This window comes from Paludibacillus litoralis, assembly GCF_037646705.1.
GTDB lineage: Bacteria > Pseudomonadota > Alphaproteobacteria > Rhodobacterales > Rhodobacteraceae > Pikeienuella > Pikeienuella litoralis.
On sequence record NZ_JBBHER010000002.1, the window covers coordinates 1 to 15,962 of the forward strand.

The 15,962-nt window shown below is 64.9% G+C and carries 12 protein-coding genes; 4 read left to right on the top strand and 8 right to left on the bottom strand.

Going from position 1 to position 15,962, the window contains the following annotated elements:
• The 8 genes from WG921_RS01095 to WG921_RS01130 all read right to left on the bottom strand — a co-directional run.
• A partial coding sequence (locus WG921_RS01095) for a right-handed parallel beta-helix repeat-containing protein (RefSeq protein ID WP_340107325.1) occupies positions 1 to 954 on the bottom strand: 954 nt, incomplete at its 3' end.
• Positions 955 to 1,496: 542 nt separating this feature from the next.
• Complete coding sequence (locus tag WG921_RS01100; RefSeq protein WP_340107326.1) at positions 1,497 to 2,156, bottom strand: 2-hydroxychromene-2-carboxylate isomerase; 660 nt, start codon at positions 2,154 to 2,156, stop codon at positions 1,497 to 1,499.
• Positions 2,157 to 2,551: 395 nt separating this feature from the next.
• The gene (locus WG921_RS01105) at positions 2,552 to 4,387 is read right to left on the bottom strand and encodes an ABC transporter ATP-binding protein (protein ID WP_340107327.1); all 1,836 of its coding nucleotides are present in this window, start codon (positions 4,385 to 4,387) and stop codon (positions 2,552 to 2,554) included.
• The gene (locus WG921_RS01110; protein WP_340107328.1) at positions 4,384 to 5,202 is read right to left on the bottom strand and encodes an ABC transporter permease; all 819 of its coding nucleotides are present in this window, start codon (positions 5,200 to 5,202) and stop codon (positions 4,384 to 4,386) included. Before WG921_RS01110 ends, WG921_RS01105 begins: the two co-directional genes overlap by 4 nt.
• A 2-nt stretch (positions 5,203 to 5,204) precedes the next feature.
• Positions 5,205 to 6,146 (bottom strand): ABC transporter permease, encoded by a 942-nt coding sequence (locus tag WG921_RS01115; protein ID WP_340107329.1) that lies wholly within the window; start codon positions 6,144 to 6,146, stop codon positions 5,205 to 5,207.
• A 69-nt stretch (positions 6,147 to 6,215) separates the two neighbouring features.
• A complete protein-coding gene (locus WG921_RS01120; RefSeq protein WP_340107330.1) occupies positions 6,216 to 7,757 on the bottom strand; it encodes an ABC transporter substrate-binding protein in 1,542 nt (513 codons plus the stop codon).
• A 94-nt stretch (positions 7,758 to 7,851) separates the two neighbouring features.
• The gene (locus WG921_RS01125; RefSeq protein WP_340107331.1) at positions 7,852 to 9,504 is read right to left on the bottom strand and encodes an amidase; all 1,653 of its coding nucleotides are present in this window, start codon (positions 9,502 to 9,504) and stop codon (positions 7,852 to 7,854) included.
• Positions 9,504 to 10,220, bottom strand: coding sequence for a FadR/GntR family transcriptional regulator (locus WG921_RS01130; RefSeq protein WP_340107332.1), 717 nt, complete (start codon positions 10,218 to 10,220; stop codon positions 9,504 to 9,506). Before WG921_RS01130 ends, WG921_RS01125 begins: the two co-directional genes overlap by 1 nt.
• 695 nt (positions 10,221 to 10,915) lie before the next feature.
• Between WG921_RS01130 and dctP the strand changes: the two genes are divergently transcribed.
• From dctP to WG921_RS01150, 4 genes are all read left to right on the top strand, one after another.
• A complete protein-coding gene (gene dctP / locus WG921_RS01135) occupies positions 10,916 to 11,935 on the top strand; it encodes a TRAP transporter substrate-binding protein DctP (RefSeq protein WP_340107333.1) in 1,020 nt (339 codons plus the stop codon).
• Between the two features lie 53 nt (positions 11,936 to 11,988).
• Positions 11,989 to 12,519, top strand: coding sequence for a TRAP transporter small permease subunit (locus WG921_RS01140; protein ID WP_340107334.1), 531 nt, complete (start codon positions 11,989 to 11,991; stop codon positions 12,517 to 12,519).
• A gap of 1 nt (position 12,520) precedes the next feature.
• On the top strand, positions 12,521 to 13,831 hold the full coding sequence (locus WG921_RS01145) for a TRAP transporter large permease (RefSeq protein WP_340107335.1): 1,311 nt from the start codon (positions 12,521 to 12,523) through the stop codon (positions 13,829 to 13,831).
• A 61-nt stretch (positions 13,832 to 13,892) separates the two neighbouring features.
• Positions 13,893 to 15,962, top strand: coding sequence for a hydantoinase/oxoprolinase family protein (locus WG921_RS01150; RefSeq protein WP_340107336.1), 2,070 nt, complete (start codon positions 13,893 to 13,895; stop codon positions 15,960 to 15,962).

The window sequence follows — 15,962 nt, forward strand, 5'->3', positions numbered from 1 at the left end:
GCCGCCGTCGCCCGGGGAGGCGATGTCCATCCCCGAAGGGATCAGGACGTTCCCGAAGATCTGCCCGCCGGAGACATCGCCGAGCGCGATGCCATGGACATGGTTGGTCTGGATGAAGTTTCCGGAAACCTCGAAATTGGTGAACGGATCGGAATCCGCGCCGCGAGGCCCGAAATGGCCGAAGATCGACTGGACGAGGTCCCCCTCGCCCTGCAGCATGATGTTGTCGCGGATCACGACGCCGTCGATCCCCGCGCCGCCGGGCGCGCCCCAATACTGGATGAAATCCGGGTGATCGCCGGTCCCGTTCCCCTGGTTCAGCCAGGGGGTGAAGTCGTGAAAGTAGTTGCCTTCGATCCGAAGGTCGCTCGTGTCGACGAAGTTGACGCCATCGCTGCGCAGGTCGTGAAATTCGGAATTTGTGATGGCGATGTCGGCGCTCTTGTCGACAATAACGCCCTTGTACATCGTTGTGATGTCGAGGGCGTCAAGGGTGACGCCTGATGAGCCGGTGATCTTGACGCCGTATTCGTGCGGCATTCCGCGCAGCGCTTCGATTGGAGACAGCGACGGGTCGTTCGGGTCGACGCCGGAATCCGGGACGGTTCCCGTCAGCGTCATGTCCGCGACGCGGACATTCGAGCTGTCCTGGATCGTGATGCGGGAGCCATACGCCGCCAGGGGCGCGTCTCCGATCAGGTCGACGCCTTCGATGCTGAAGTTCGAAACCGAACTGACGCGGATGTCGCCGGTGATCGTGGCCGGCGCATCGGGGTCGGCGGAGACGAGTCTCACATCCGAGTCGAAATTGCGCGACCATAGCCTGATCGAGTCATACTCCCCGGAAAGCAGCGCGATCGTCTCGCCCCCCGTCGCGGCCGCCAGAGCGGCGTCAAGCTCCTGCTGATTGGCGACCAGAATCCGCGTGGCGGAACCGCCTGCCTGATCATTCACACCACTCATTACATACACCTTTGATACGCTGCACAGGGTTCGGATGGCGGCTTTTCGTGTTAAAAATATGACACGAAGCTCGCCGGCCGACTTTTTTAATCAACTACATACAAGTCAAGATACGGATCGACATATGTATCTATATGTATGTGGACCTATAATATCCATATGTAAGTATGTATAATTTTGAGAAACGCCGTCATTAACAAAAAATTCTATTTGCATGAATAAGAGAAGTTTTGTTTTTATCGTGTTTTACGCGTTTTATTATTAATGATATTTCGCGTGATCTTGATGAAATTATAAGCCGTCAAGCCGGCGATGGGCTGAACTTGGTTGTCGACCGGTTAATGGAAGCGGGAATCCACGGGGCGCGACCGCGCGGGTCGGCTCCGGGTCGAGCCCGCGATTTCGTCGGTCTGACGGCGACCAGCGCAGGGCCTGTCGTCCCGGCTTCGGTGCTTGCGGAGAGATCCGCACGGGCCGGATCTCAGCGCCAGAGCGATTCAATTCTGGTCCGCTTCAGCAGACCCACGCGCCGCTCAGGCGGGCGGGCGCTCCGAGCCGCTGACCGCGCGGCGGAGAAAATCCAACCTGTCCTGACCGAAAAATGGCTCGCCCTTCCAGATATAGGTCGGCGAGCCGAAGACGCCGCGCGTCGCGGCGTCACGCGTGTTGGCCTGCAGTTCTTCCTGAATGTCGGGGCGCATCGCCTCCTCGCAGAGCGAGGCGCCCGCGACGCCGAGGTCAAGCCGGTCGATGATCTCGGCGACGATCTCCGGGGCTGCTATGTCGCGGTCGTCGCGCCAGAGCGCCTCGAGGAGCGCGTGGCTGAGCCGGCCGGCGCCCAACCCGCGGCGCTGCGCTGCGATAACGGCGCCGGAGGGCAGTTCGCGCGGGCCGTAATGATGGGAAGGATCGACATTGATCTCGATGCCGAGATGCTTTCCCCAGCGGCGATATTCGAGCTGGGTGTAGCTTTCGCGAACCGGGTCCTTCTCCAGAACGCGCGCGCCGGCGTGCGGGCGGTCCGTCGCCGCCGCGCCTTCGACCGCGTCATGACGCTCGATCAGAGCCAACAGATCGATCGGATAGTGAGAGACCCTGACGCCGAACTCAGCCGCCAGCGCGTTGAGCCGTGCCGCCCCGAGATAGGCGAAGGAGGATCGGATAGAGTAAAAATACTCGATTGCATCAGGCATGTCGGCTGGGCCTTCCTCGTTGCGGTCATGCGGGGTTGCGGTAGCGGGCCGCACCCGCCGGCCCGCCGCCGAAGGCCGGGGCGTCGGCGGATCCGGCTTCGGCCATTTCTGATGAAAGCTCTGCGGGGCGCCGCCGACCGGGACCTCGTCAATCTCGACCACGCCCGACAAGCGACCAACGTTCCGCTCCTCATCGTCCATCAGCGCGCGGATATCCGCGCGCGGCGCCATCCCGCAGCATCGGGCCTCCGTCAGTCGTTTGCAAACCGACGTGAATCACAATCGTCTGATATCGCTCAATTCGTCTCGGGGCGGGCTCTGAGCGCTCGGTGGCTGCGCGATGGGCCTGAGCGTCATGTCGGCCGGCCGTGTTTCAGATCAGCCATTCAGCCGGTTCAGGCCGTCCTGTCCGGAGCGTCGCGGAGCACCAGATGTCCGGGCACCGGCTCGTCATAGACTGAGGCGCCGGCGTCGTGACCCACCGGATACACCGGCGAAGCGATGGGCCGGAACGCGCGCTCCTCCTGCATATGGCGGCGAGTCGGATCGGCGACCGGCACCGCCGAGAGCAATGCGCGCGTATAACTGTGCCTCGGCTCGTACATCACCTGCGCGCGGCTGCCGCTCTCGACGAGGCGGCCGAGATACATCACGCCCACACGATGCGCGACGCGCTCGACCACCGCCATGTCGTGGCTGATGAACAGGAAGGACAGCCCCATATCGGCCTGCAACTCCATCAACAGGTTGAGCACCTGCGCCTGCACGCTCACGTCCAGCGCGCTGACCGCCTCGTCGGCGACGATCAGGCGCGGATCTGCGGCCAGGGCGCGGGCGATGGCGACCCGCTGACGCTGGCCGCCGCTCAGCTCGTGCGGGAACCGCCGCATGAAGCTTCGCGGCAGATGCACCCGGTCGAAGAGGTCGGCCACCCGGTCCGTCAGCTCGCTCCCCCGCGCCAGATCGAAATTGCGCATCGGCTCGGCCACCAGCGCCTGCAGCCGCATATAGGGGTTGAGCGAGGCGAAGGGGTCCTGGAACACCATTTGCATCTCGCGCCGGGCCATGCGCAGGTCGTGGTCGTCCAGCGCCAGCAGATCGCGCCCGTCAAGGGTGATCGCGCCCGAGGTCGGCTCGACCAGCCGCAGGATCGACCTGCCGCAGGTCGACTTGCCGCAGCCCGATTCCCCCACCAGCGCCAGCGTCTCGCCGCGCGCGATCGTGAACGAGACGTCCTCGACCGCGTGCACATTGGCCACATGGCGGCGCAGCGCCCCGCCCCTGACGGCGAAGCGCGTGGTCAGATTCCGCACCGTCAACAGCGGCTCCGCGGCGTGGTCGGGCGGGCGCGGCGCGGGCTGCGCCGGTTGGCCGGGCGCGCGCATCGGCTCCGGCCCGGGACGGCCGCGCATCTCGCCCAGACGCGGAACCGCCGCCAGCAGCGCCCGCGTGTATTCCTGCTTCGGGGCGGCGAAGATCTCCTCGACCGGCCCCTCCTCGACCTTGGCGCCGCGATACATCACCACCACGCGGTCGGCCATCTGCGCCACTACGGCCATATCATGCGTGATGAACAGCACCGCCATGCCGGTTTCGCGCTTGAGCCGGTTGATCAGCCCGAGAATTTCCGCCTGGATGGTCACGTCGAGCGCCGTGGTCGGCTCGTCCGCGATCAGCAGGCGCGGCTTGCAGGCCATGGCGATGGCGATGACGATCCGCTGGCGCATGCCGCCGGAGAGCTCGTGCGGATACTGTCGGAGCCGCCGTTCGGGCTCGGGGATGCGCACCTCGCGCAGAAGCTCCAGCGCGCGGGCGCGCGCCGCCTCGCGGGTGAGATGGCGGTGCAGGCGCAACCCATCGGTCAACTGGCGCTCGATGGTGAAGACCGGGTTGAGGCTGGTCATCGGCTCCTGAAAGATCATGCCGATCTCGCCGCCCCGTATCGAGCGCATGGTGGCGGCGTCCGCCTGAGCGAGATCCAGCGCCCCGCCGGGCCGCATCAGCCTCAGCGCGCCGCCGGTGATCCGCCCGCCGCCGAATTCCACCAGCCGCATCAACGACAGTGAGGTGACCGATTTTCCCGAGCCGCTTTCACCCACGACGCAGACCGTCTCGCCGGGGTCGACGGTGAAGCTCACATCCTCGACGCCGGTCACGGCGCCGCTGTCCGTGTCGAACTCCACGCGCAGGCGGTCGATCTCCAAAAGGGGAGTCCGGGCGGCGCCGCTCATGATTTCGCCCTCGGGTCCAGGGCGTCGCGCAGCACGTCGCCGAACATGTTCAGCCCCAGCACCGACAACGCCACCGCCGCGCCCGGCGCCAGCGCCGTCCATGGCGCGACATCCAGAAAGTCGCGGCTGGTCTGGATCATCAGCCCCCAGGAGGCGTTGGGCGGCTGCGTGCCCAGACCCAGAAAGGAGAGCCCCGCCTCGGCAAGGATGGCGAAGGCGAGGCTGATTGTCGCCTGCACGATCACCGGCGGCATGATGTTGGGCAAGACGTGCAGGATCACGATCCGCCTGTGGGTCGCGCCCGCGGCGCGCGCGCCCTCGACAAACGGCATCTGCGCCACCCGCAGCGCCTCGCCCCGCACGATCCGCGCGAGATACGGCGTGAAGGCCACGCCGATCGCGATGATCGTGTTGGGCAGGCTGGGCCCGAGCACCGCGGAGATGGTCAACGCGAGCAGCAGCGCCGGGAAGGCCAGCAGCGTGTCCACGAGCCGCATCAGGATGTTGTCGGTGCGCCCGCCGACATAGCCCGAGATCAGCCCCAGCGGCAGGCCGACCACGATGCTCATCAGAACCGCCGAGACCGCGATCAGGATCGAGGTCTTCGTCCCCAGCAGCACCCGCCACAGCAGGTCGCGGCCCAGCTGGTCGGTGCCCAGCGGATAGGCCCATGTCGGCGGGGAAAGCCGCGCCCGCATGTTCATCTGCGTCGCCATCTCGGGGCTCACGAACAGCGGCGCCAGCAGCGCGACAGCCAGAATCGCCACCACCAGCAGCCCGCCGACGACGCCCTTGGTGTTGAGAAACCTGCGCATGGTCACTCCAGCCGAATTCGCGGGTCGATCACCAGATAGAGCAGATCGACGATGAGATTGGTCAGCATGACCACGGCGGCGATCACGAAGACCGTGGCCAGGATCAGCGGCGCGTCGCGGTTGAGCAGCGCCTGATAGGTCAACCACCCCATGCCGGTGTAGTTGAACAGGCTCTCCACCACGATGATCGAGCCGAAGAGATACCCCACCTGCAGCCCCGCGACCGTCAGCACCGGGCCGATCGCGTTGGCGAGCCCGTAACGCCAGATCACGGTGCGCTCGGTCAGCCCCTTGGCGCGGGCGACGCGGATGAACTCCTGCGTCAGAATGCCGGTCATGGTGGCCCGGGTCATCCGTGTCAGATGCGCCATCAACCCGAGGCCGAGCGCGAGAGACGGCAGGAAGGCGTGCGCCATCGCGCCGAGAAAGTCGTCGCCCGGATCGACGAAGCCGGACGAGGGAAACCAGCCGAGGCCGCGCGCGAACAGCAGGATCAGAAGGATCCCCCAGAAGAAATCCGGCAGGCTCACGCCCAGCAGCGCGGCGAAGCTGCTGCCGGTGTCCTGCCAGCGGTCGCGATGCACCGCCGCCCAGACCCCCAGCGGCACCGCGAGGCTGAGCGCGATGGTCATCGACATCACCACGATCAGCGCGCTGGCGGTGATCTTCTGCGCGAGGAGCGGGCCGATCTGGGTCTTGAACACGAGCGAGACGCCCCAGTCGCCAGTCAACATGCCGCCGATCCAGCGGCCGTATTGAACCACCAGCGGATCGTTCAGCCCGAGGCTCTCGCGCAGCCCGGCCAGCGCTTCGGGGTTGGACTGCGTGCCCATGATCATCATCGCCACGTCGCCGGGCAGGACGTTGGTCACAGCGAAAGTGATGATCGAGATCAGCAACAGCGTGACCACGAGAGACACCAGTCGGTTCAGGACATACGCCATCAAGGGGCTTCCGCGCGTAAGGTCGGGACAAGGGGCGTGCGGGGCGGCGCGCCGCCGCCCCGCGGCACATCAGGCGTTCAGCCAGACCTTGTGGAAATTCAGGTTCGACCCGTTGGGGTGCACCACCGTGTCGAGCCCGCCGACGGACGGCTGCGCCCCGATCGATCCGTTGCGGAACCACAGCATGACGTCATGCACTTCATCATGAACGCGCTGTTGCACCGCCTTGTAGATATCCGCTCGCGCGACCGGGTCGAGCGTCACCCGGGCCTCTTCGGTCAGGCGGTCGATCTCGGGATCGTTGACGCCGCGGTAGTTGAAGGCGCCGGTCGAGTTCCACATGCTGTAGAACAGGAAGTCGGGCTCCCAGAGCGTGAAGAAGTTCATCATCGACATCTGAAAATCATGATCCACCCAGACCTGGCTCAGCCAGTCCGCCCAGGTCAGCTGTTCGATGGTGAGCTTGACGCCGGCCTGACGGAACCACTCCACCATGATCTGCGCCGCTTCGATATGGTAGGGATAGTTGGTCGTCGCCTTGAACACCACGTCGAGCTCGCCCGCGGGATAGCCCGCCTCGTCCAGCAGGGCGCGGGCGCGGGCGATGTCCTGGCCGCGTTGCGTCAGCTCCGAGTTATAGCTCGGCGAGGACGGGAAGCAGGCGGTGGCGGTGGTGGCGCCCTGTCCCCAGAGCGCGCCCTGAAGCAGCATCTCCTTGTCGATGATCAGATCGAAAGCCAGGCGGACGCGGGGGTCCTTGAACGGCTCGAAATTGTGGTTGAGATTGACGAAATCCCAGTTCAGCGGGAACCACTTGACCACCTGAAGATCGCCATCTCCCTCGATCTCGGCCATGCGGTCGGCGGGGATGTCGTTGATCATGTGCAATTCGCCGGTGCGCAATCCGGTCAGCCGCACGGTGGATTCGGAAATCTCGCGCGCGATGATGCGGTCCAGATAGGCGGGTCCGTCCCAGTAGTCGTCGAACCGCTCCAGCTCGACCTCGTTGCCGAACTCGCGCCGCACGAAGCGGAACGGCCCGGCGCCGACCGGCGTCTCGCCCTGAATGTCGCCCGACCCCTCGGGCATCACCACGCCGGCGCCATTCTCCGCCAGCCGGCTCAGGAAGGGCGCGTTGACCGAGGAGAGCCGCACCACCACGGTCAGCGGATCGGGCGTCTCGATGGCCTCGACGGCGTTGAAGACCTCGAAATTGACCGCGCCGGTCGCCGGATCCTTGCAGCGCTCGAACGAGTATTTCACGTCCGCCGAGGTCATATCCGCCCCGTTGTGGAACTTCACGCCCGGCCGCAGGTGGAAGGTGTAGGTCAACCCGTCGTCGCTCTGCTCGAAGCTTTCGGCCAGCATCGGGATCACCTTCAGATCCTTGTCCACCGTGACGACCGAGTTGTGGACGTTTTGCAGCACCCGGCCGGTCGAGGCGGTGCCGGTCTGGTGCATGTCGAGGTTCTGCGTGGTCTCGGAATGCCCCCAGATGAGCGTCCCGCCGGTCTTCGGCTCGGCTTGCGCCAGCGCCGGCGACAGAAGGCCATGCACGGTGGTGGTTCCCACCAACGCGGTGGTGGCGATCAGGAACTCCCTGCGTTTCATGTCGTTCTCCACTTTGTCGTGGCGCCGAGGCGCCGGTTGCGGTGTCGCGTCCGGGCGCGGCCCGGGCTTCCGAGTTCTGGCTTCGCGCCGCGTTCTAACGCGGCAGGCCGGGGCGAAGATGCGCCACGTTCAGTTCGCGCTCCAGCGCCTGGCCCAGATTCAGCAGCCGCCCCTCGCGGAACAGCCCTCCCCAAAGCGAGATTCCCTGGGGCACGGTGAAGCGCGGGCCCTCTTGCGCCTCGCCCACGGTCAGCTTGCCGGCCCCCAGCGAGGCGGGGCTGCGCGTGCCCAGCTCCTCGAAGCCGGCGCGCAGATGCAGGCAGGGATGGCCGGTGAAATTGCTGGCGACGAGCATCGGCCCGGTCATGAACGGCCCGATCAGCGCGTCCACCTGCGAGAACATCTCGTCCAGCGCCTGCATCACCAACCAGCGCAGCCGGTCCAACTGGACATGATCCACCGCCGAAAGGAAGCGCGCCTTCCGGAAGGTGTTGGGCCATGCGCCGTCATCCTGCCAGGTCAGCGTGTCGTCGAGACCGGTCAGCGTCAGATGCTCGAAGCTCGCCGCGGCCTCGGCGTAAACCACGTTCATCAACGCGCCATAAGGCAGATCGGGCAGCGAGACCTCGACCACCTCGACGCCGAGCCGCCGGGCCGCGTCCAGCGCCGCGCGGTCGACATCCGTCGCGCCGTCTTCGAACGCCTCAGGCAGATAGCCGACGCGCATCCCTTCGATGCTCCCGCCGGCGTCATAGGCGAAGGGCGCGGCGATGCTTCCGAGGTCGTCCCGGTCGGCGCCGTTCAGCGCCGCCAGGACCAGCCCGGTGTCCTCGACGCCGCGGCAGATCGGCCCGACCTTGTCCAGCGACCAGCAGAGCGTCATGCCGCCGGCGCGGCTGACGCGCCCGAATGTGGGGCGCAGGCCGGTCGTGCCGCAGCGCTGGCTCGGCGATGTGATCGAGCCCAGCGTTTCGGTGCCGATGGCGAACGCGCAAAGGCCCGCGGCCGTCGCCGAGGCCGAGCCGGCGGAGGAGCCGCTCGACCCCTCGTTCAGGTTCCACGGGTTGCGGGTGACGCCGCCATACCAGATGTCGTTATAGGCCAGCGCGCCAAGCGTGGTCTTGCCCAGCAGAACCGCGCCCGCCTGACGCAGCAGCGTGACGATCCTTGCGTCCGTTTCGGGCACGCGGTCGCGATAGGGTTCGGCCCCCCAGCCGGTGACGACGCCGCGCGTGTCGAAGAGATCCTTCAGCCCATAAGGAATGCCGTGCAGCGGGCCGAGATTCACGCCGCCGCGGCTCAGCGCGTCCATGGCGTCGGCCTCGGCCAACGCGCGGTCCGGGGTGACGGCGGCCCAGCATTCCAGGCTGTCGCCGATCGCGTCGATGCGGGCCAGATAGATTTCGGTCAACCTGCGGCTGCTGAGCGCGCCGGACGCGATCCAGGCCGAGAGATCGGGCAGGGTGGCGAAGGCGATGTCGGCGTCGTCATCCGGCAGGGCGCGGGTCGAGCGGCTGGGCGTCACGCCGACCCCGGCGGGCATCTCGAAACCGGGCGGGCGCGGATCGAAACGCGAGGCCGTCGGCGTCGAATTCGGAAGATCGACCGCGCGGCGGGCGCGGGCCTGCTCGATCTGGCCGAAGAGATTTCCGGCCATCTGGCGGCGCTCGGCTTGCGTGTAGGTCAATCCCATCAGCCGCTCGGCGGCCGCGATGTCGGCTTCGGTGATTCTGATGTCGTCGGCCATTATCCGTTCCCTCCTTGCGATGCGTTCAGCATCGCCCTCCGGTGCATCCGCAGATGCGCGCCCATCGTCTCGCGTGCGGCCGCGGCGTCTCCGGCCGCGATCGCGTCGATGATGCCTGAATGTTGCGCGCCCGTATCGCGCAGAGACGCCTCCGACCGCGCCCGGATCCGAAGCGCCATCCAATCCGCGCTGGCGCGGATCTCGTCCAGCATCGCGCAGGCGATCATCAATGGCCGGTTGCGCGCCGCCTGTGCGATCAGCCGGTGCAGCGCGCCGTCCCATAGCTCCAGCGCTTCAGGGTCCGCCGCCTCGATGTGCCGGCGGGACAGGCGGCGCATCCTGGCGATCTCTTCCGGCGCGGCGCGCTGCGCCGCGAGCGCCGCCAATTCCGGCTCGATGCAGGCGCGCGCCTCCATCACCTCCAGCATCGTGGCCTCGCCGCCGATCTCGGCGGCGAGGGCGCCCATGGGGTCCCGCGGCTGACCGGCGAATGTGCCCTTGCCCTGGCGCCGCCAAACCAGCCCCTCGGATTCCAGAGCGGCGATCGCTCTGCGCACCGCGCGGCGGCTGGCGCCCAGACGCCCGACAAGCTCCCGCTCAGTCGGCAAACGCCCGTCTTGCGGCAGATCGGGCCCGCGGATGAGCGCCATCAGATGGTTGCGCACGGCCAGGGCGCCCTGCGGCGCGGCGCTCTCGTCGAAGCGAATTTCTCTCACGGCGGCATCCTCGAGAGCGTGATCAATTGAGTATTGGTCACGCCTCCCGCTTTGGCAATCCCCTTGTCGGGGACGCGCGCGGCGCCTCGCGGATCGGGCGTGAGCGCCCGACCTGACCGCGGCTTTCGATGCGCGAGGTTGGCCCTGAACCTGTCGCCCGCAGAGTGGCGCGGGGGCGGGGGCTCGTCGACCGCCAGCCCGCCTTGGCGTGATCGAGCGCCGGCCGGACGGCGCGCAAGCCGCGCTGAACGCGCCGGCCATCCCCGCCGAGACGTCGCCCGCAATCCATCCGATCACCCGGAGTAGATGATTATTCGGAGAGGAATCATTAGTAATACATTATGTAAATGCGAATGTAGAGCATACGGCCCGCCGGACGCATCTATTTGCGTGTCAATATGAGTAAATGCATTTGTATATATGGGCAATAAGGCCATACGTATAGATGTATATCTTGTCACCTAAATATTATAGTGCAGCATATATATTAGTCATATGAAGCCAAATATGGGGAAATGATGAGGGTTTAATGTATTGATTATTTTGAGATTATGGCCGTCTCGTTCGCTCTCGAGATTGTTAACGAGTCTGTTGACATATGATGGATGACGCATCCAAAGTGAATCGGGTCGCGCCCGGAACGGGGATGCGGTCGGAGCATGAAGCAAAGCAACATCATCACGGGGAGACATTTCGTGACTCATTGGAAAGCCATGTCGATTGTGGGTGCGGTCGCGAGCAGCCTCTTGTTCGCCGGGACCGTCACGGCCCAGGATTTCAACTGGCGCATACAGAGCAACGTGCAGGCCGGAGAGCCGGGCTATGTCGCGCTCGAACGGTTCGCCGAGATCGTCGAGGACATGTCCGCCGGGCAGATGACCATGCAGGTCTTTCCTGTCGACGCGATCTATCCCGTGGTCGATGGTCTGGACGCGATTGGCGGCGGCGTCATCGAGGCCGGCATGTTGACCGGCGCGATCTATACCGGCCAGATCGGCCCATTCGGAACGCTGGAGACCGGCGTGCCGGGGTCGTTGCGCACACCTGTCGAGCGCTACAGCTTTTTCTACCACGGCGGCTTTCTGGAACTCTGCCAGGAGGCGTTCGAGCCGTTCAACATTCACTATCTCGGGCCGCAGCTGTCGTCTGGCTGGGACCTGGTCTCCACAAAGCCGATCAGGGGCCCCGAGGATTTCGACGGCTTGCGCATACGCTCCTACGGGGTCGAGGCCGAATGGTTTTCCTCAATGGGCGCGTCGACCGTCTTCTTCGGCGGCGGCGAGATTTACACCAACCTCGCGACCGGCGTCGTCGATGCGGCCAGGTGGGCCAGCCCGGCGGGCAATTACAACAACTCCTTCCAGGAGGTGGCCAAGTACTACATTCAGCCCTCGACCATCGCCGCGCCGAACAATTTCTTCGCGGTCAATCGCGGCGCGTGGGAGCAGTTGCCTGACGACCTGAAGGCCATCCTCGAGCAGGCGGCGATCATTTCCTCGCTGGAATACGTCAGCCTGGCCGGCATGAAGGATGCGCAGGCTCTGACAAAAATGCAGGAAGCCGGCATGGAGGTCATCCATATCGACCCCGCCGTGTGGAGCGAGATGGAAGCCAAGGCTCGCGGATATTGGCGTGCGTATGCGGATCAGGACGATCTCTCGAAACGCGGCGTCGAAATGCTGGACGCCTTCCTCGCAGAACTCGGCCGCTCCTGAACGCAAACTGAATGAAGGGGCGCGGGCGCGCCCCTTCATCGATCGAGGGCTAGATGCAAAAGATTATCGACGTCATAGATAGAATTATCGCCGCCATAGGCGATGCGGTTAAATATTCCGTTCTTTTGATCATTGCTCTGGTGTTGATCGAGGTCGTCAGCCGCGCGCTGTTCAACGCCTCATTCACCTGGACGCGGGAAATCGCGCAGTGGATTGGAGCCGGGATCATCCTGATCGGCGGCGCCCATGCGCTGATCGACAACAAATTCGTCCGCGTGGATGTGATCTATGGCGCGATGCCGCCCAGGACCCGCGCGCTGGTGGACCTGACCCTCGGCACCGCCTGCTTCGTGCTGGTCGCCTATGTTCTGATCCAGTACGGCGGCACGTTCGCGATGATGTCGATCAAGCGGATGGAAACCTCTTCCGCGTCCTGGGGCGGGCCGGTCTGGATCGCCAAGTCCCTGCTGCCGGTCAGCGGCGTGCTGCTGAGCCTCGCCTGGGTGTCGATCAGCCTCAAGAATATCCAGGTTCTGCGCGGAACACGGACCGACCATCAGAATTCAGAATCGGAAAGTCTGTAAGATGGATCATCTGCTGACGACGATTTACCTCTTCGGCGCGCTTCTGACGACTCTGTTCCTGGGCGTCCATGTCGCCTTCGCGCTGGGCGGAGTCTCCATCGCCTTCATCTATTTCTACCTTGGGCCGGGTGCGCTCGGCATGGTTCCGCTGCGGGCGTTTCGCGCCGCCACCGCCTTCGAATACACCGCGATCCCACTGTTCATCTTCATGGCGTCGATGCTCCAGCATTCCGGCATCGCGGAACGGCTGTTCAGCGCGATGCATTCGCTTTTCGGAAAGCTGCGCGGGGGGCTTGCGGCGGGCACCATCGGCGTCGCCACCATCTTCGCCGCCATGTCGGGGATTTCCGGCGCGGCCACGATCTCCATGGGCATCATCGCCGTGCCGGCGATGCTGAGCCGAGGCTACTCCAAGCAGATCGCCCTCGGCAGCGTCGCCGCGGGCGGGTCGCTGGGCATCCTGATCCCGCCAAGCGTGACGATGATCATCTATGGCGTGACCTCCGGCACGTCGATCGGGCGGCTCTATTCGGCGGGTCTCCTCCCTGGGCTGTTGATCGCCGGACTTTTCGTGATCTACGTTCTGGTCCTTTCATGGTTCCGCAAGGAAAAGATCGCCACCGAAACCTCCGAAGCCAAGGCGACCCTCTCGACCTATGTCGTCGGCTTCTTCGCGCCGATGGTGCTGATCGTGGTGGTGCTCGGCTCGATCCTCGTCGGCTTCGCCAGCATTGGAGAGGCCGCGGCCCTCGGCGCGTTCGGCGCGGCGCTGATGGCTCCCTCGATGTATCGCAAGGCGACCTGGCGTCAGACGCTGTCGAAGACCTGCGCCGAGACGATGAAATACACCTGCATGATCTTTTGGATCATCATCCTCGCGTCGGCCTTCTCGACCTTCTACACGACCATCGGCGCTTCGCGCTTCATCGAAGGCATGGTGCTGGGACTGGAGCTGAACCGCTACGTGATCCTGGCGATCATGATGATGATCCTGCTGATGCTGGGCATGGTGCTGGACACCGTCGGCATTATCCTGATCACGTTGCCGATCTTTGCGCCGATAGCGAACAGCCTGGGCTTCGATCCGGTGTGGTTCGGCATTCTCTACATCATCAACATGGAGATCGGGTTTCTCACGCCGCCCTTCGGTTACAACCTCTTCTACCTCAAGGGCGTGGCGCCCGCCGGGGTGACGATGGTCGATATCTACAAATCCGTCATCCCCTTCATTCTTCTGATGCTGCTCGGAATCGTTCTCTGCGCGGCCTTCCCCTCCATCATCCTCGTTCTGCCGAATCTGTTGTTCGGCTGACGGACCCATAGCGCCCCCGGCAGGGGCCGGGGCTGAAACGACAAGAATAGGAGTGCGTTCGGTGCAAAAAGAAACCTGGCGGATCGGTGTGGATGTCGGAGGGACGTTTACCGACATCGTGGCTGTGGGCAGCGCCTCCGGCGTGACCGTTCACAAGTCCGCGTCCAACCCGTCCGACCCCTCGACCGGCGTGATGGCGGGCATGGCCGGGTTGGCTGACAAGCTGGATCTGGGCCTCGGAGAGCTGCTGGCCAGGTGCGCGCAATTCGTGCATGGCACGACCATCGCGACCAATACCCTGCTGGAAGGCAAGGGGGCCCGGGTCGGCATGCTGACGACGCGTGGGTTCCGCGACGCGATCGAGATCCGGCGCGGCCTGCGGGAGCATGTGTGGGATCAACGCACCCCCTGGCCCGAAGTCCTGGTGCCGCGCTACCTGCGCATGCCGATCACGGAACGGGTGCTGAAGGACGGAAGCATCAGCACCCCCGCGGCGCTGGAGGAAATCGAAGAGGCGGTCGAGCTCTTTCGCAAGGAAGACGTCGCCGCCGTGGCCGTCTGCTTCATCAACAGCTACCTCAACGCTGAAAATGAACGCGCGGTGATCAAGCGGGTGCGCGAGCTGATGCCGGAGGCGTATGTCAGCGGCTCGGCCGATCTGGCCCCGATCATGGGCGAATACGAACGCTGGTCCACCACTGTGGTGAACGCCTATCTCGCCCCGCGCGTGTTGCCCTATCTGTCGCGCCTGAACTCCAAGTTGCGGGACTATGGCCTCCCGCAGGAGATTCTGCTGGTGCAAAGCAATGGCGGCGTCTGCTCGGTGGACGAAATCGGCGCGCGGCCGTTGTCCTTGCTGCTTTCCGGGCCCGCCGCGGGCGTGGGCGCGCTGGATCATTATGCGGGGCCCGAGGGCCAGAGCAACTTCATCACGATGGAGATCGGCGGCACCAGTTGCGACGTGATGCTCTATGAGCAGGGCAAGGTCGCCGAGACCGCCCGTCTGGACATCGCCGGCTATCCCGCCATGACCCCGAGCGTGGAGATCAACTCCATCGCGATCGGCGGCGGCACGATCGCCTATGTCGATGCCGGCGGCATGCTGCATGTCGGGCCGAAGGGCGCGGGGTCGGTTCCAGGCCCGGCCTGCTATGGCAAGGGCGGCGAAGATCCGACGATCTCGGACGCGCATGTGGTGCTGGGGCGCCTGCGGCCGGGGAGTTACGCGGATGGATCGATCTCGATTGACAGGGACCTGGCCTTCAAGGCCATCGAGGAAAAGATCGCCAAACCTCTCGGCCTCTCCGTCGAAGACGCGGCCATCGGCATCTTGCGGGTCGCCGACCAGACGGTTCTTCACGCGCTCGAACGGATCTCTTCCGAACGCGGCGTGAACCCGTCAGGGTTCGAGTTGGTGGCCTGCGGCGGGGCGGGCGCTCTGCACGCCTCGTCGGTTGCGCGGATGCTTGGCGCGAAGAACGTCTTCGTTCCGGGGCTCGCCGGGGTCTTCTGCGCCTTCGGCATGTGCAATTCCGACGTGCGGCACGATCTGGTGCGCTCGGTTTCTCACGGGCTGACGGAAGAGGCTCTGGCCACCATCGCCAAGGGTGTGGGCCGCGACAGCGCCGATCTGACGGCCAAGCTCTCGGCCCAGTTCGCCAGCGACGCCATTCGGATCGAGGCTTTCCTCGAGCTGAAATACGCGGGGCAGCAATGGGCCATCAAGGTGCCCTACGATCCTGCGAACGACACGCCCGCGGATGTCCGCGCCAATTTTGAGGCCGAGTTCCGCAAGATCTATGGCTACGTTCAGGGGCCGGAGACCATCCAGATCGTGACCTGCCTCGTGGTCGGTCGCGGCGTCTTCGGCGCCTTCTCGACCAAGACGGCGGACGCCGCCGACGCCAAGGCCGAGGCCTATGACACCCGCCGCGTCTGGATCGACCCCGAGACCGGGTTTGTCGAAACGCCGATCTATCGAAACCTGGATTTCACCGGCCCGGTCAGCCTGACCGGCCCCGCGGTGGTTGAAGTTCCGACCACCACGGTTCTGGTCGGAAAGGATGAAACCTTCACGGTCGACGTCAACGGCGACTTCAAGATTTTCGTACAAGGCAAGGAGGCGAACTGA

Coding starts and splice junctions, on each gene's coding strand:
- WG921_RS01140 (WP_340107334.1), top strand. CDS start 11,989: ATGCAAAAGATTATCGACGTCATAGATAGAATTATCGCCGCCATAGGC.
- WG921_RS01115 (WP_340107329.1), bottom strand. CDS start 6,146: ATGGCGTATGTCCTGAACCGACTGGTGTCTCTCGTGGTCACGCTGTTG.
- WG921_RS01125 (WP_340107331.1), bottom strand. CDS start 9,504: ATGGCCGACGACATCAGAATCACCGAAGCCGACATCGCGGCCGCCGAG.
- WG921_RS01100 (WP_340107326.1), bottom strand. CDS start 2,156: ATGCCTGATGCAATCGAGTATTTTTACTCTATCCGATCCTCCTTCGCC.
- WG921_RS01105 (WP_340107327.1), bottom strand. CDS start 4,387: ATGAGCGGCGCCGCCCGGACTCCCCTTTTGGAGATCGACCGCCTGCGC.
- WG921_RS01110 (WP_340107328.1), bottom strand. CDS start 5,202: ATGCGCAGGTTTCTCAACACCAAGGGCGTCGTCGGCGGGCTGCTGGTG.
- WG921_RS01120 (WP_340107330.1), bottom strand. CDS start 7,757: ATGAAACGCAGGGAGTTCCTGATCGCCACCACCGCGTTGGTGGGAACC.
- WG921_RS01145 (WP_340107335.1), top strand. CDS start 12,521: ATGGATCATCTGCTGACGACGATTTACCTCTTCGGCGCGCTTCTGACG.